The sequence below is a fragment of the Pseudomonas sp. FW300-N2F2 genome, from assembly GCF_017351655.1.
In the GTDB taxonomy this organism is placed as follows: Bacteria; Pseudomonadota; Gammaproteobacteria; order Pseudomonadales; family Pseudomonadaceae; genus Aquipseudomonas; species Aquipseudomonas fluorescens_AA.
Window position 1 is genome coordinate 2,655,274 of sequence record NZ_JACNDQ010000001.1, and the last position, 16,189, is coordinate 2,671,462.

At 61.8% G+C, this 16,189-nt stretch carries 15 protein-coding genes; 12 read left to right on the top strand and 3 right to left on the bottom strand.

Going from position 1 to position 16,189, the window contains the following annotated elements; genetic code table 11:
* Positions 1-52: 52 nt before the first annotated feature.
* Positions 53-679: a hypothetical protein gene (locus J4E63_RS11610; protein WP_207282042.1), complete on the top strand. Its 627-nt coding sequence runs from the start codon at positions 53-55 to the stop codon at positions 677-679.
* A 34-nt stretch (positions 680-713) separates the two neighbouring features.
* Here the strand turns inward: J4E63_RS11610 and J4E63_RS11615 are convergent, their stop codons facing one another.
* On the bottom strand, positions 714-1,439 hold the full coding sequence (locus J4E63_RS11615; protein ID WP_310650704.1) for a type II CAAX endopeptidase family protein: 726 nt from the start codon (positions 1,437-1,439) through the stop codon (positions 714-716).
* A 201-nt stretch (positions 1,440-1,640) separates the two neighbouring features.
* Here J4E63_RS11615 and J4E63_RS30880 point away from each other — a divergent pair, with 201 nt between their 5' ends.
* The gene (locus J4E63_RS30880) at positions 1,641-2,006 is read left to right on the top strand and encodes a hypothetical protein (RefSeq protein ID WP_259333719.1); all 366 of its coding nucleotides are present in this window, start codon (positions 1,641-1,643) and stop codon (positions 2,004-2,006) included.
* Positions 2,007-2,457: 451 nt separating this feature from the next.
* Here J4E63_RS30880 and J4E63_RS11620 read toward each other — a convergent pair whose 3' ends face one another.
* On the bottom strand, positions 2,458-3,702 hold the full coding sequence (locus J4E63_RS11620) for an acyl-CoA dehydrogenase family protein (protein WP_207282043.1): 1,245 nt from the start codon (positions 3,700-3,702) through the stop codon (positions 2,458-2,460).
* Between the two features lie 377 nt (positions 3,703-4,079).
* On the opposite strand from J4E63_RS11620, the gene msuE reads away from it, so the two are divergent.
* The 8 genes from msuE to J4E63_RS11660 all read left to right on the top strand — a co-directional run bounded on the left by msuE (position 4,080) and on the right by J4E63_RS11660 (position 12,030).
* Complete coding sequence (gene msuE, locus J4E63_RS11625) at positions 4,080-4,643, top strand: FMN reductase (protein WP_092326263.1); 564 nt, start codon at positions 4,080-4,082, stop codon at positions 4,641-4,643.
* A 39-nt stretch (positions 4,644-4,682) separates the two neighbouring features.
* Entirely contained in the window at positions 4,683-5,780 is a 1,098-nt protein-coding gene (gene sfnG, locus J4E63_RS11630) for a dimethylsulfone monooxygenase SfnG (protein WP_192260786.1), read from the top strand.
* Between the two features lie 14 nt (positions 5,781-5,794).
* A complete protein-coding gene (locus tag J4E63_RS11635; protein WP_207282044.1) occupies positions 5,795-6,955 on the top strand; it encodes an AMP-binding protein in 1,161 nt (386 codons plus the stop codon).
* 13 nt (positions 6,956-6,968) lie between these two features.
* Entirely contained in the window at positions 6,969-7,751 is a 783-nt protein-coding gene (locus tag J4E63_RS11640) for an ABC transporter ATP-binding protein (RefSeq protein ID WP_072410120.1), read from the top strand.
* A 67-nt stretch (positions 7,752-7,818) separates the two neighbouring features.
* On the top strand, positions 7,819-8,700 hold the full coding sequence (locus J4E63_RS11645) for a branched-chain amino acid ABC transporter permease (protein WP_122565586.1): 882 nt from the start codon (positions 7,819-7,821) through the stop codon (positions 8,698-8,700).
* An 11-nt stretch (positions 8,701-8,711) separates the two neighbouring features.
* Entirely contained in the window at positions 8,712-9,779 is a 1,068-nt protein-coding gene (locus tag J4E63_RS11650) for a branched-chain amino acid ABC transporter permease (RefSeq protein WP_207282045.1), read from the top strand.
* A 71-nt stretch (positions 9,780-9,850) separates the two neighbouring features.
* Positions 9,851-11,176, top strand: a complete 1,326-nt coding sequence (locus J4E63_RS11655) for an ABC transporter substrate-binding protein (RefSeq protein WP_060742660.1) — start codon at positions 9,851-9,853, stop codon at positions 11,174-11,176.
* 56 nt (positions 11,177-11,232) lie between these two features.
* On the top strand, positions 11,233-12,030 hold the full coding sequence (locus J4E63_RS11660) for an ABC transporter ATP-binding protein (RefSeq protein ID WP_207282046.1): 798 nt from the start codon (positions 11,233-11,235) through the stop codon (positions 12,028-12,030).
* Here the strand turns inward: J4E63_RS11660 and J4E63_RS11665 are convergent.
* Entirely contained in the window at positions 12,022-13,125 is a 1,104-nt protein-coding gene (locus J4E63_RS11665; RefSeq protein ID WP_060742658.1) for a sigma-54-dependent Fis family transcriptional regulator, read from the bottom strand. The two genes, J4E63_RS11660 and J4E63_RS11665, sit on opposite strands and share 9 nt — an antisense overlap.
* A gap of 316 nt (positions 13,126-13,441) precedes the next feature.
* Here J4E63_RS11665 and J4E63_RS11670 point away from each other — a divergent pair, with 316 nt between their 5' ends.
* Both J4E63_RS11670 and J4E63_RS11675 read left to right on the top strand, forming a co-directional pair.
* Entirely contained in the window at positions 13,442-14,704 is a 1,263-nt protein-coding gene (locus J4E63_RS11670) for a serine hydrolase (protein ID WP_207282047.1), read from the top strand.
* 115 nt (positions 14,705-14,819) lie between these two features.
* The gene (locus J4E63_RS11675) at positions 14,820-16,157 is read left to right on the top strand and encodes an alginate export family protein (RefSeq protein WP_207282048.1); all 1,338 of its coding nucleotides are present in this window, start codon (positions 14,820-14,822) and stop codon (positions 16,155-16,157) included.
* Positions 16,158-16,189 lie beyond the last annotated feature (32 nt).

The following is a 16,189-nucleotide window of genomic DNA, read 5'->3' on the forward strand; positions in this document are numbered from 1 at the left end:
AGAGTGGTGGCACTATGCCTACGGTCTTTTGGCCAATACAAGGAAGTAACCCATGCCCGGCATCCCAAACGTCGCTTCAGCATTCTGTGCATTCATGCAATCGTGGGAAGAGGACCGCAAATACCTGCCGTCATCCATCAGTGCCCTGGCCAACGGTTTCGAGGGCTGGTTGAAGTTCGAGTTTTATTTCTGGCTGATCCACGCCCGTGGGCTTCGTGGCCCCGACCGCGAACTGGCGGATGTTGGCGTCGAGTACAAAGTGAAGCTCGATCAGCGGTGGTCGCTGATGGACATTGCTTCCAAGCAATGCGATTTGTGGATTCGCGACCAGGATGAAAAGCGCTTTCACTTCATTGAACTCAAGACACCTTTCGCCAATGCCAACCAGGGCAAGATGTTTGAAAGCGCGGCCAAGGACTATTGGTACATGACCCGCTTGAAAGCCCAGGCGGAAAAGGTGGCAACGGGCAGTGTCATCATCTTTGGCGTGAACTTTGATCAGGCGCGCTGGGAAAAGCATCTCCGCTACATCGAAGAATATGCCGGCTACGTCGAGCATTCGTCCAAGGCATCCGGCACCGTGCCGGGCGTGGAGGGGCTGAGGTGGGCGGTCCTGACCATGCACTACCCGCAGATGGGCGAGATTCTTCTGCCACCCGTCGAGGTTCAGGCGCCGTGAAGCCATGGAGGGCCACTGGCTTGGCACCGCTGGCTCAACCGTAAAGCCCCATCAGCGAGAAAGACTGGTCAGCGCTCAGTGCGACAATCTCGGTCAGCGAATGCAGGAGCACCGGCACCAGCAGGCCACCGCTGACCACCCTGGCGATGGCGAACACGCCTCCACAGGCGAAGATCAGCACGATCGTCATCCAATTTCCGTATTGGATGTGCATGCCGGCGAAGACGGCCGACGTCACGATGATCGCGATCCATGTCCAGGCACGGCTGTTCTCGTAGGGAAACAGCCGGAACATGTAATGGCGGAAGAACAGCTCTTCAGCGATGGGCGGCAGCACGATCAGCGACGCAATCTTGATCGCGGCCTGCCAACGGTTGAGCCCGTCCAGAAGCTCGGCCATGAACACCTCACGGGGCAACCCGAGCACGAAGACGGCGACCCCGAAAAGCAGGTAGGTCCCGACAATGCCGACCGCCCCCCACCGCAGGGGTTTGCCAATGGCATGACCGCGCCACTGCGGGCGCGAATCGGCACGGTATTGCAGGGCGAAGAGGCCGAGGAGGACGAGCGCGGTGAGCCCCGAGGTGGTCGTGAACATCAGATAGGCCTGCATGTCCGCGGGTACGAAAAGGACCTCGGGTATCGCGGCCAGGAAGACGACCACAGTGGCCAGCACAAACATCCCGAGCCGGGGAAAGAAGCGGTAGGGCGATAAAGTGGAGGCGGGTGCAAACTCAGGGGCGGCACTTAGATTCGTCACAGTCACTCCATGAGTGCAAGGAAAAAGGCATGATGCCAGTGTTTTGATCGTCTGGGATGAGTTCCTATCGGCTTTGTGCAGAGGTAGGCAGTTTGCCCTGTGACTCGGTACTTGCCCGGGGGGCTTTACCAGTGGCGACAAAAATGATTCAGGGTCATCGACGGCCGCAATGGAATATCTCGACTAGAGGACGCGACATTCATGGAAACTCCCTTTTCTCCAATCAGCGATCGTTTGCACAATCGCCGGTTTACGGTGGCGGACAACGCCCAAGGACTCTCTGGCGCAGGCACGGTATTTCATTACCACGTCGAGGACGGTGCCATTTCGAGCACTTACCAAGGCGGCCGGATTCGCCTGGGCAATCAGGTCGGACGTGTAACGGGTCCCGATACCATTGAGCTTCTCTTCCAATGCTTGACTACGGAGGGTGAGATTCTTTCCGGCTGGTCTCGTGGGACGGTGAGTGTCGATCAAGCAGGGCGTACGACGTTGAGCTTCGTATGGGGTTGGTTGTCGGGTGCGACTGGAGGTGGGGAATCCCACTACGTCGAATGTGTGGCGTAAGGAACAGGCATCCATGTAACTGAACCACCGCCATCGCGAGCAGGCTCGCTCCCACACTCGATCTCCAGTGGACACGGAACCCATGTCTAACCCAGACCCCCTGTGGGAGCGAGCTTGCTCGCGATGAGGCCAGCCAGCCCGACATCCATGCAGATGAACCACCGCCATCGCGAGCCAGCTCGCTCCCACACTCGATCTCCAGTGGACACGAAACCCATGTCTAACCCAGAACCCCTGTGGGAGCGAGCTTGCTCGCGATGAGGCCAGCCAGCCCGACATCCATGCAGCTGAACCACCGCTATCGCGAGCCTGCTCGCTCCCACACTCAATCTCCAGTGGACACGAACCCCATGTTCAACCCAGCCCCCCTGTGGGAGCGAGCTTGCTCGCGATGAGGCCAGCCAGCCCAACATCCATGTAGCTGAACCACCGCCATCGCGAGCAAACCTGCTCAAAGCTGCTTCGAGCCCCCGCCAATCTGCCAGACATACGGCGGTTCCGTACCGTTGATTTCCCAATCACCAATGATGCGCTCCTTGTAGATCAGCGGATTGTGCGAGGCCGCGGTGCGGGCATTGCGCCAGTGACGGTCGAGGGCCTTGCTGGTGCTGGTGGCCGAAGCACCGAGGGCATTGAACAGGTCGCTGGTGGCGCGCAACACCAGGTCGGAAATCACCACCTGGGCCTGGGCCGACTCCAGTTCGGCGGCGATGTTGGCGGTGTGCTCGGCCTCGGCGTCCTGGCTGAAGCGACTTTCGTAAGCGCGCTGGGAGGCGCTCGCGGCGCGCAGGGTGGTGGCTTCGGCGGCATAGACCTGGGCCGATGCCCTGCCGACCACTTGTTGCACTTGCACGTCCTGGCTCACTTCGCTGGCATTACCGGTGCTGAAGACCCGCGTGCGTTTGCGCACTTGCTCGGTGATGTCATGAACCGCCGCGCGGCCGGCGCCGGTCAGCACGGCCAGCAACACCAGTTGATAAAACGCGGTCTGGTATTTGAAGCGGGTAGAGAAGTCGATGAGGTTTTCTGCTTCGACCAATGCGTTCTCGAACAGCGATGTCCCGCTGCCGGTGGTGCGTTGGCCAAAACCGTCCCAGTCATCGCTTTGCTTGACGCCCGGTTGGTGTACGCGGACGGCGGCAATCACGTCGGCGCCGTTGTCGTCGCGTTGGGCATACACGTCGATCCAGTCGGCGAAGATACTGCCGGTGCTGTAGTACTTGGTGCCGTTGACGACCCACTGATCACCCTGGCGGGCAACCCGGGTGACGACTTCGCCGATTTTCACCGCGCCGACTTCCGTCCAGGCATTGCCCACCAACTCACCCTCGACAAAGCGCTTGAACCAGGTGTCCTGTGGGCTACTGGCGTGGGCGTTGAGGCGGTCCTCGACGAATGCGAAGTGCCCGCGCAAGGCCTGGGGCAGGTTGGAGTCGGCTTCAGCCAGTTCGATCAGCAATTGCAACAGCTGCGGCAGCGAGGCCCCGGCGCCGCCATATTCTACCGGTACGCGGACGGCGCCAAAGCCGGCTTCCTTCAGCCATTTCACCTGTTCAAAGGGCAGGCTGCGTGTTTGCTCACGCTCCAGGGCGCCGGCCTGGATGCGTGCAAAGATCGGCCGGAAGCGTTCGGCAAGGGGCTCATAGTCGGTGCCCGTGGAAAGGATCGGCGGCAGGTGGTGTTGCTGTGCGGTCATGTTGATATTCCTTCTTGGTGGCGAGTCGGCGGGCAGGGGAAAAATCTGCCGGTGCCAAAAGCCATTGCACAGTCCATGCCCGAGGCCCAACGCCCGTAAATGCGGGGTCCATACGGCGTTCATCAGCGCAAGGGCTGTCCTGGCCCCGGACAATCTGTTGCGCAACTGTGTGCCGGGCAACAGTTGCCGCAACGGACATCGACGGGCCAGGTGTTCGCCAGGCAACAGTGGAACAACAGCTTGTCCGTCGGGCGACAGTGCAGTGATTGGGAGTGTCATTTAATTCATTGATTATTAAGGAAATATTTAACTGGCACGGTTGCTGCTCTACACCTTGTGCAGACGCTGAGGTGGCGTCTCCAGGCATGGGGTAAGCGATGAGCAAGCAATTCAAAGTGGTGGCGGTGTCAGGCAGCGTGCAGCACCCGTCACGCACCCTGGCACTGCTCCAGGCGTTGGTGGACCGGCTCGGGCAGCAACTGCCGATCGAGGTGCGCTTGATCGAATTGGCCAAGGTCGGTCCACAGTTCGCCGGGGTGTTGCGTCGCGAGGCGTTGCCGGCTGCCGTGCAGGAGGATCTGCACGCCATTGAATCGGCCGATCTGTTGATCGCCGCCAGCCCGGTGTACCGAGCCTCGTACACCGGCCTGTTCAAGCACCTGTTCGATTTCGTTCATCACGAAGCCCTCAAGAACGTACCGGTGCTGTTGGCCGCGACAGGTGGCTCGGATCGCCATGCCTTGATGATCGACCACCAGTTGCGACCCCTGTTCGGCTTCTTCCAGGCCCTCAGCCTGCCAGTGGGGGTCTATGCCAGCGAAACCGATTTCAGCCAATACCGGATCTCCAGTGCACAGGTGCTGGAGCGTATCGAGCGCGCCGTCGAGTCGGCGTTGCTGAGCCTGGTTCCGGGCGCCCGGCGTGACGCCAGTGCTGCCTGATCCATTTTTCCTTTCAAAACGAGCCGTGGAGTACATGCAATGAGCCAGGACACGATCAAATTTGCCTACTGGGTGCCCAACGTCAGTGGCGGTCTGGTGGTCAGCAAAATCGAACAACGCACCGACTGGGGCATCGACTACAACCGCAAGCTGGCCCAGATCGCTGAAGCGGCCGGCTTCGACTACGCCCTGTCGCAAGTGCGCTTTACCGCCGGCTACGGTGCTGAATACCAGCACGAGTCCGTCGCGTTCAGTCATGCCTTGCTGGCCGCCACCACGCGCCTGAAAGTCATCGCCGCGGTACTGCCGGGGCCGTGGACGCCGTCGGTGTTGGCCAAGCAGATCGCAACCATCGACCACCTGACCGGCGGCCGGGTGGCGGTCAACATCGTATCGGGCTGGTTCAAGGGCGAGTTCACGGCCATTGGCGAGCCGTGGCTGGAGCACGATGAGCGCTATCGTCGTTCCGAAGAATTCATCACTGCCCTCAAGGGCATCTGGACCACCGACAACTTCACCCTGCGCGGTGATTTCTACCGCTTCCACGACTACACCCTCAAGCCAAAACCACTGCAGCAGCACCCGGAGATCTTCCAGGGCGGCAGTTCACGTGCGGCTCGGGACATGGCCGCCCGGGTATCGGACTGGTACTTCACCAACGGCAATACCGTGGAAGGCGTCAAGGCGCAGATCGATGACCTCCAGGCGAAAGCCGCGGCCAACAACCACAAGGTCAAGGTCGGTGTTAACGCCTTTGTCATTGCCCGCGACACGGAAGAAGAGGCGCGTGCGGTCCTCGCCCAGATCATCGACCAGGCCGATCCTGAAGCCGTCAATGCCTTCGGCGATGCGGCGAAGCAGGCCGGCAAGTCCAGCCCGGAAGGCGAGGGCAATTGGGCCAAGTCCAGCTTCGAGGACCTGGTGCAATACAACGATGGCTTCAAGACCAACCTGATCGGCACGCCGCAGCAGATCGCCGAACGCATCGTCGCGCTCAAGGCGGTAGGCGTGGATCTGGTGCTCGCCGGTTTCCTGCACTTCCAGGAAGAAGTCGAGTATTTCGGCCGTAAGGTCCTGCCGCTGGTGCGTGAGCTCGAGCAACGCAAAGCGGCAGCCCAAACGGCGGCGGTCGCTTAGGCGCGGGAGGCAGCATGGGCTCGTTCACCGACACCCTCGACCCGGTCCCGGCCAGCTTGCCCCAGTGGTTGCAGCGCCAGGCGCTGGAGCATGGCACGGACGTCGCGCTGCGCCACAAGCACCTGGGTGTCTGGCAGGAGCGGACCTGGGCGCACGTAGCCGACGAGGTGCGCCGTTTCGCCAGTGCCCTGCAAGCCCGCGGTTTTGCGGCGGGCGCGACCCTGACGATCATCAGTCGACCCAGGCCGCAGGCGCTGCTTGCCGCCTTGGCCGCGCAATGGCTGGGCGGCGTGGCGAGTCTGTTCGACCCGCTGGAGACGGCGGCCGAACAGGTGCAACGGCTCGCCACGCTGCAACCGGATTTCGTCCTGGTCGAAGGCGTGGAAGAAATGCTGCGTCTGCGTGCGGCGCAGGTGGCCGTGGGGGTGTGGGTCTACCTCGACAAGCGTGGACTGTCGGATTCGGCGCCATTTGCGCAAGCACTGGACTACGCCGCGTTGGCTGCCGAGCGGCCAATCGTTGACCTGGCCCCGCAAGGACAAGTGCTGCAGACGGCCTTTGTTTTTTATCGCGGAAGTGGACGGACGATGGAGGAGCAACGCGTCAGCCACGCCGAACTGTTGCAGGAGGGGCAGCGGTTGTTGGCGCGCGAAGGGCTGGGCCGGCAGGAAGAGGCATTGGCCGCCCGGGCGTTCGCCTCGGGCGGGCAAGCTCGCTATCTGCTGGCGCCCTGGTTGATGGCCGGTTTTCGCCTGAACTTTCCTGAGAACCTGGCGACCCGTGATCGCGATCGTCGCGAGCTGGGCCCGACGCTGGTGGCCGGGACGCGGGAAACCTACGAGCGTTTGCACCGCTATGCGCTGGAACGTTTGCCGGAGCCGGGCAGTTGGTCGCGCGGGCTGGTGGATTGGGCGTTGGCAGCGCAGCCGGGGCTGCTGCAACGGCATCTGGGGAACTGGCTGGTTCGCCGGCCGTTGCGCGACGTGCTGGGGTTTTCCCGGACCCGCGCGCCGCTGCTGGTGGGCGATGCCTTGCCGCCCGAAACCCAGGCATTTTTCCAGGCATTGGGTATCGAGGTTCGCCAGTGGGACGACGGGGCTCACTGGCAAGCGCCGCCGAACCTGGTGCAGCACACCACCGATGACTGGACGGGTCTCCAGTCGCAACTGGCCTGAGAGGAGACGCCCCATGACCCAGACGGCCATCACGCATTTGCTGGAACTGGACCATATTTCGCTGTCATTCAAAGGCGTGAAAGCAGTCACGGACATCAGCTTTCGCGTCGCCGCCGGTGAGATCTGCGCCTTGATCGGCCCCAACGGCGCCGGCAAGAGTTCGCTGCTGAACGTCATCAGCGGCGTGTACCAGGCCCAGGACGGGCATATCCGTTTTGATCGACAGGAGCGGCGCCGGATGCGCCCCCACGATGTGGCGGTCCGCGGCATTGCCCGGACATTTCAGAACATCGCGCTGTTCAAGGGCATGAGCGTGCTCGACAACGTGCTCACCGGACGCAACCTCAAGCGCCGCAGCACCTGGATCGAACAGGCACTGCGCATCGGTCGCGCCCGGGCCGAGGATGACCGTCAGCGCGAAGCGGCCGAGCGTGTCATCGCATTCCTGCATTTGCAGCCTTGGCGCGACGTCCTGGTGGGCACGCTGCCCTATGGCTTGCAGAAACGGGTGGAGTTGGCCCGCGCGCTGGCGGCGGAGCCTCGGCTGTTGCTGCTGGACGAGCCCATGGCCGGGATGAACGCCGACGAGAAGCAGCAGATGAGCCGCTTTATCGTCGACATCAACCGTGAGCTGGGCACGACGGTGGTGTTGATCGAGCACGATATCGGCGTGGTCATGGACATCAGCGACCACGTGGTGGTGCTCGATTACGGTCGCAAGATCGGCGACGGCTCGCCTGAAGACGTACGGCAGAACCCCGAGGTCATTTCGGCCTACCTGGGCACTCGCCACTGATACCGGATATTCGACACCTTCCCACCAGGGAGGGCAGGCAAGTTGCGTCCGCAGAATAGGAGCGGCGATGGAATTTTTCTTTGAAGTATTGATTGGCGGGTTGTTGGCGGGGGTGATGTATGCCTTGGTGGCCATCGGTTTCGTGCTGATCTACAAGGCCTCCGGGGTGTTCAATTTTGCCCAGGGTGCGATGGTGCTGTTCTCGGCGCTGACCTTCGTCAGCCTGCTGGAGCGCGGTGTGCCGTTCTGGCTGGCGTTCGTCATCAGCCTGGCGGCCATGGTGCTGATTGCCGTGGCGGTGGAGCGGGTGGTGCTGCGGCCCTTGGTCAACCGTTCGCCGATTACGCTGTTCATGGCCACCCTCGGGCTGTCCTACGTCATCGAAGGTTTCGCCCAGGCACTGTGGGGCGCCCAGGTGCATGGCCTGGAACTGGGTATCAGCGATGAGCCGCTGGAATTGGGCGGGATGTTGTTGTCGCAGTTCGACATTTTTGCCGCATTGACCGCGGCGTTCCTGGTGCTGCTGTTGTCCTGGCTGTTCAACAAGACCCGGCTCGGATTGTCGTTGCGGGCGGTGGCCGATGACCCACTGGCGGCGTTGGCCGTGGGCATTCGTTTGCAGCGGGTCTGGGTGGTGGTGTGGGCGGTGGCGGGGTTTGTCGGGCTGGTCGCCGGCCTGCTCTGGGGCGCTCGCCTGGGCGTGCAGTTCTCGCTCTCGCTGGTGGTGCTCAAGGCCTTGCCGGTGCTGATCATCGGTGGGTTCACCTCCATCAGTGGGGCGATTGTCGGTGGCCTGATCATCGGGGCTTCGGAGAAGCTGGCTGAGGTTTACCTCGGGCCCTTCATCGGCAGTGGCATCGAGAACTGGTTTCCCTACGTGCTGGCGTTGTTGTTTCTGCTGGTGCGTCCGGCGGGGTTGTTTGGCGAACGGGCCATCGAACGGGTTTAGGGAGAACACTCATGTTTTATCGAGAAGCAGGCCAGTTCAACACCCGCTATGCCCAGGACCGCCGGGCCTTCGCCCTGCGCCAGGACCGTCACGGGCTGGCCGCATTGTTGCTGTTCGCCTTTGTCGTGGTGCCCTGGCTGGGCAATGACTACTGGTTCAGCGCGATCCTGATTCCGTTCCTGGTGCTGTCCCTGGCCGGGTTGGGGCTCAATTTGCTCACCGGTTATGCCGGGCAACTGTCCCTCGGTTCGGCGGCGTTCATGGCGGTGGGCGCCTTCGCCACCTACAACCTTGAAATACGGGTCGCCGGCTTGCCGTTGTTGGTCAGTATCGCCCTGGGCGGGTTGACGGCAGCGCTGGTGGCGGTGCTGTTCGGCTTGCCGAGCCTGCGCATCAAAGGCTTCTACCTGCTGGTCTCGACCCTGGCGGCACAGTTCTTCGTGACCTGGGCGTTGACCCGGTTCAGCTGGTTTTCCAACAACAGTGCCTCGGGCGTGATCAGTGCGCCGCGCCTGGACGTATTCGGGGTGAACCTCGACGCACCGGCCGGCCGCTATCTGTTGACCCTGAGTGTGGTGGTAGCGCTGTTCTGGCTGGGCAAGAACCTGGTGCGCAGTGAGCTGGGACGCAACTGGATGGCGGTGCGCGACATGGACACCGCCGCTGCGGTCATCGGAATTGCGTTGGCGAAAACCAAGCTGCTGGCGTTCGCCATCAGCGGTTTTTTCCTCGGGGTGGCCGGCGCGCTCTGGGCCTTCGCTTACCTGGGCACCGTGGAGCCCCACGGCTTCGATCTGAACCGCTCGTTCCAGATCCTGTTCATCATCATTATCGGCGGCCTCGGCAGCCTGCTGGGCAACTTCCTCGGTGCGGCTTTCATCGTGCTGTTTCCGGTGTTGCTTTCGAACCTGGTGTCGCTGCTGCCCGGCGGGCTGGTGGACGCCGGCCAGGTGGAGAACCTGCAGAAGATGATATTCGGCGCCCTGATCATCCTGTTCCTGATCAAGGAGCCAGAGGGCCTTGCGCGCCTCTGGCAGAGATTTCGCCAGCGCGCACGGCTGTGGCCGTTGCGCTACTGAGCGAACCGCACAACGCGGGTTTGCAGTTCCATTTTGTTGGCTTATCCATGGCTTCATACAAGGAAAATTCGATGTTCAAACGATCATTCGCCAGCAGCCTGGCACTGGCCCTGAGCCTCACCGCCGCGGCGTTCACCGTCCAGGCGGACAACGAGCAATACTTCCCGCTGCAAAGCTATCGTGTCGGCCCTTATGCAGCCGGCGGCACCGGTTTTTTCGGCGGCTTCATCGACTACCTCAAGTACGTCAACGCCAATGGCGGCGTGAACGGCGTCAAGCTGACCTGGAGTGAATGCGAGACCGAGTACGTGGTCGAAAAAGGCGTGGAGTGCTACGAACGCCTGAAGAAAGGCTTGAACGGCGCGCCGGCGGCTGCCACCAACCCGCTGTCGGTGGGCATCGCCTACGCCACGCTGGAGCGCTCGACGGCCGACAAACTGCCGCTGATCACCATCAACCACGGGCGCACGGATTCCACCGATGGCAGCGTGTTCCCCTACGTTTTCCCGTTGCAGTTGAACCCGTATTCCGAGGTCTCGGCGATCATCAATTACATCGGCCAGCGCGCCGGCGGGTTGGACAAGCTCAAGGGCCTGAAGATCGTCACCCTGTATCACGGTTCGCCCTATGGCAAGGAAACCAATGAGGTCCTGCAAACCCTGGCCGACAAATACGGTTTTGCGCTGACTTTGCTGGAGGTGCCGCACCCAGGCAACGAGCAGCAGTCGCAGTGGCTGAATATCCGCCGGGAAAAACCCGATTGGGTGATTCTGCGCGGTTGGGGGGTGATGAACCCGGTGGCGCTGAAAACCGCGCAGAAAGTCGGTTTCCCGGCCGACCACATCATCGGCAACATCTGGAGCAACTCCGAAGATGACGCCGCGCCGGCCGGTGCCGCGGCCAAGGGCTTCATCGCCATCACCACGCACCCTTCAGGTACTGATTTCCCGGTGTTGCAGGGCATCAAGCAGCAAGTGGTCGACGCCGGCCATGGCGACCTGGCCGACCCCAAGCGGTTCGGCACCGTGTACTACAACCTCGGCGTGGTCAACGGCATCCTCAACGTAGAAGCGCTGCGCATTGCCCAGCAGAAATTCGGCAAGCAACCCCTGACGGGTGAGCAGGTGCGTTGGGGCTTCGAGAACCTCAAGCTCGACGACGCCCGGCTCAAGGAACTGGGGGCGTTGGGCCTGGTGCAGCCGTTGCAGTTGTCATGCTCGGACCATGAAGGCGGCGGTGCGGTGCGTTTCCAGCAATGGGACGGTACCCAATGGAAGCTGATCAGTGACTGGGTGCAGGCCGACCGCGCCCTGTTGCGGCCGATCATCGAAGCGTCTTCGCATCAGTACGCCCGGGAAAAAGGCATTACCCCGCGTGATTGCAGCAAGGAATCCTGAGGCATCGCGGCAACCGGGCGTACGCGTCCGGTCGCTGTCTGAAAAGGCGAAACAGCATGGCGACGAACGTGCCGATCCTGCAGATCGACGATATTGAAGTGCTCTACGAACAGACCATCCTGGCGGTGCGCAGTGTGTCGCTGGAGGTAAAAAAAGGGCAGGTCGTGGTGCTGCTGGGCGCCAACGGCGCGGGTAAAAGCACCACGCTGAAGGCGGCCTCCAACCTGGTGCGCGCCGAACGGGGCGAGGTGGTGCGGGGTCGGATTGTCTACCAGGGGCGCGACGTGACCCGCAGCGCGCCTCACACCTTGGCGGCGAGCGGCCTGGTGCAAGTGCTGGAAGGTCGGCATTGCTTTGCCCAGTTGACCGTGGAGGAAAACCTGCTGGCCGGCGCCCTGGCGCGCCAGGTGCCGCGACGCCAGTTGCTGGCTGACCTGGAATTGGTCTATGGCCATTTCCCCCGGCTGAAACTGCGGCGCAAAAGCCTGGCCGGCTACACCTCGGGCGGCGAGCAACAGATGATCGCGATAGGCCGCGCGCTGATGGCCAGGCCGCAACTGGTCTTGCTGGACGAACCGTCGATGGGGTTGGCGCCGCAGATCGTCGAGGAAATCTTCGAGATCGTCCGGCAACTCAATCAGCGTGATGGTGTGAGCTTCTTGATCGCCGAGCAGAACATCAATGTCGCCCTGCGTTACGCCCACCATGGCTACGTGCTGGAAAGCGGTCGGGTGGTCAGCGAAGGCAGCGCCGAACAACTGGCGGCCCGCAGCGATCTCCAGGACTTCTACCTGGGCGCGCGGGCCGGGGCGAGGGCTGAGGAGCCCTTGAGCGTCGGGGCGCGATCAGGTTGAAAGATTGACCACCTGGCCGTCCCGCGTACTGAGCGTGGGACGGCGTTTGTTAACCACCAGTTCGCCAATCCTGATCAGCAACGTGCGGGTGACATTGCGACTCAGGCCCAGCAGGCTGGCGGTATGGACCTGATTGCAATTGGCGTATCGGTAGGCGGTGCGTAACAACTCGGCCTCGACCTTTTCATACACATCGCCATGCTCCTGCTCGAGCAGTTTCTCGAAGGCTTTCTGCAAGAGCTCCTCTGCACTTTGAGGGGCTGCTTGCGGTGGGTTGTCCTGGCGCTCGATACGAAAGTTCGACAGGTGCAGGTCCTGCACACCAATCACTTTGCTGCGGCAAATCAGCAGCGTGTGGTGAATGACGTTTTCCAGTTCGCGGATATTCCCCGGCCAGGAATAGTCGAGCAACTTGCGTTGCGCCTGGGCATCCAGCGTCACCTCGCCGTGACCGAGCCTGTGGCTGTACTGCGCGATGAAGTGGCGTATCAACGGCAGGATGTCGCCGGGACGTTCGCGCAGCGGCTTGAGCGCCAGGCTGACCACGTTCAGGCGGTAATAGAGGTCTTCGCGAAAGTGCCCGGCATTGATGGCTTTTTCCAGCTGTACGTTGGTGGCCGCCAATACACGCACATCGATCTTGATGCTCTTGCGCGAACCCAGTCGAACCACTTCGCGCTCTTGCAATACCCGGAGCAACTTGACCTGTATCGGCAGCGGCAAATCACCGATTTCATCGAGGAACAGGGTACCGCCATCCGCTTCCTCGAACCAGCCGGCCTTGGCCGTCAACGCGCCGGTAAAGGCGCCTTTTTCATGGCCGAACAACTCGGCCTCCACCAGGGTCTCGGAAAACGCCCCGCAGTTGACCGCAACGAACGGCTTGTGGCGACGGGCGCTGAGGTTGTGCACGTGGCGCGCCACCAGTTCCTTGCCGGTGCCGGTCTGGCCGATGATCAACACGCTGGCATCACTGGGCGCTACTTGTTGCAGGTGTTCCAGCAAGGCGCGGGAGGTGGGGTCTTCGAAGACCTGGGCCGTGGCACGAATCGAGGTGGCCAGGCCGGGGGAGGGAGGTAGCGTTAGAAGCTGCATGACGGTGGCCCGTTAATGAGATTGCCGTGACGGAAGGTGGGTGAGTGCCAACGTTCCTTGATGGCATCACCGCGGGAAGCCTTTGGGCTTAAGGCTTAATCTAAATGATCTAAAAAAATGATAATAAATAACTTTAAGTTATTTGCTTAGGACTGGGCCGACGGTGAGAGCGAGGCTTGCTCCCACGAGCAGGGTGGTCACGGGACCCAGATTGGCAAGCAATGTCGATAAAAAGTTTTATTGACTAAAAAATTACATCGGGTAATTATTCTCCTGCATCTGCTTTCACGCAGAGTCATTTCGCAGGGGCAACCCAATGAATCAGAACACCGTGCCTTCACTGGCCAGTCTCTACGTCGAGACTCACGAATCGCCTTCTGACGCACGCCTGGCGCCTTCGCTCATGCAAGGCTTTCCCGCCGAACCCCACCGCCGCGTCACCTGGCGCAACTGGATGAGCCCGCCCTACAGTCAATGGGGCTTCCGCAACCTGGCGCGCTTGCGTCCTTCCATCGATGTGCGGGCCGGCACCGGGCCGGTCAGCGCGTTCAAGCAGGCGCTCCAGCCGCTGGATGAACTGCACTTCGACAGCGAGTGTGGCTTGAGCATCAGCGTGATCGAACACCTGATCGCCAGCCAGACCGATGGGTTCCTGGTCCTCAAGGGCGACACCGTGCTGTTCGAGCGCTACTTCAATGGCCAGTGCCCCCAGGACCGGCACATCATGTTTTCGGTGACCAAGTCGCTGATCGGTGCCCTGGGCGAGCAACTGGTCTGCGAAGGTCTGTTGGACCCGACGCTGACGGCCGCCCATTACGTACCGGAACTGACGGGCAGCGCGTTCGGCGATGCGACCGTGCGCCAGCTGTTCGACATGGCCGTGGCCGTCGATTACAGCGAGGTCTATGAGGACCCGGATTCAGAGAGTTCCCAATACGGCTATGCCTGCGGTTTCCAGCCGGCGCCGGCGCAGTACACGACGTTCGAATCCCTGTACCAGTACTTGCCGTCATTGAGAAAACGCGGCAATCACGGCGGTTTTTTCCATTACGTGACGGCCACCACCGAGGCATTGGCCTGGGTCATGGAGCGGGCGTCTGGCAAGGCCTGTCATCAGTTGCTGCAGGAGGTCTGGAGCCAGTTGGGTTGTGAACGTGACGGCTACTTTCTGGCGGATCCCTGGGGCCGCAGCGTGGCCGGTGCCGGGTTCAGCGGGACCTTGCGTGACATGGCGCGCTTCGGCCGCCTGCTGGCCAACGATGGCCGCCAGCAGGGGCGACAACTGCTCTCGGCCGAGGCGCTCGCCGGTATCGCCGCTGGCGCCGACCCCGCCATCTATGCCGCCTGCGCCGACTTTTCGAACTGGACCCCTGGCGCGTCCTACCGCAGCCAGTGGTATGTCTTCAACGACCACAGCCAGGCGCTCATGGCCGGTGGCATCCATGGCCAATACCTGTTCATCGACAAACCGTCCGGCGTGGTGATCGTCAAGCAGTCGTCCCTGGGCGACGCCGTCAGCCCCTTCGACGGCGACAGCGTGCGCATGCTGCGTGCCATCGCGGCGCAACTGACGCCCTGAGTTCATTCGATAAACACAAGAGTTTCGTTCCGCTCACCCGGCTCAGCCAGGTGTTGGCGCGGGTTTGCGCCGCCATTCACTGCCCTGTAACAACAATAATCAACAGGAGCTCCATATGGTTTCCATGATGCGTTTGTCCCGAACGTTCCTCGTGCTCGGGTTACCCTTGACCGCCCAGGCTGCCTGGGCGGGCTACACCTTCGAGGAGGGCAACCTCAAGGGCGAGGTCAACTTAACGGCCGGTGGCGCGGTCCTGTCCACCCGCAACGTCAACTTTGGCGGCGGCGTGGTGGACATGCGCAGCGGCAAGAATGGCGGCACGAAAATCGACTGGCAGGAGTTCTACGTCAAGCCGGGCGTCAAGTTGGAGTATGCCGTGCAGCCGGATTTCAGCCTGCTGGCCGGCGGCTCACTGGTGGGGGCGACCACCTTCGGGGATGGCGATGCCGGTGGCTTCACCCGCAGTTCCGACGGCAAGGTGTCGACCGAAGAGTTCTATGGCGGTTTCCGCGCCGGGGAGTGGACGGTTACGGGCGGTCGCCAGAATTACATGATCGGCAACGGTTTCATCGTGATGGATGGCAACCTCGACCAGTTGAACGACGGCGCCTATTGGCTCGCACCCCGCACCGCCTTCAAGGATTCGGCGGTGGTTGCCTGGGACCATGGCGCATTGAAGGTCCAGGGCTTCAGTCTGGGGACGGACAGCGACCTGGGGGACTTTCGCATGAGCGGCGTGAACCTGGACTATAACCTCGACGATCAGGTGACGCTGGGCGCCACCGCGTTGAAGGTCAAGGCCATGGGGCCCAAGGGCAGTACCTTGCCGCGTCGCCGCGATGGCATGCTGGTGTACAACGTCAGGGCCTTGAGCGCCAGGCTCCCGGGTATCCCGGACCTGACCCTCAACGCCGAATATGCCCTGGAGCGGGGCAGCGGCGAAGGCGTGGATTACGACGCCAAGGCCTGGTACGGCCAGGCGGATTACACCTTCAGCACGCTGCCGTTGACCCCGGTGATCGGCTACCGCTACGCGAGTTTTTCCGGCGACGACAACCTCACGGACAACCGACAGAAAGCCTGGGATCCGTTGAGCAAGGGCTTCGTCGACTGGAGCACCTGGCTGATCGGCGATGTCGTCGGCAACTACCTGATGTTCAACAGCAACGAAAACGTCCAGCAGTTCTCACTCAAGACCCACCTCAACGAAACCCTCACCCTCGGTGCGATCCACTACCAGTTCTGGCTCGACGAAAAAAACTACATGGGCACCGCCGTCAGCGACCGGCGCTTTGCCGACGAGAGTGTAGTCTTCCTGGATTGGGCACCGTCGAAGTCGTTGTCCACCTCGCTGTCGTATAACTGGGTCAAACCCATGGCGGCGGCCAAACAGGTCTTCGGCGACGACCGGAAATTCAGCGCGCTGGAACTCTACTTCACCTACCGCTATTAAGTGCCGCGAGCCTTCGCGGCCGCGCTGGAGTG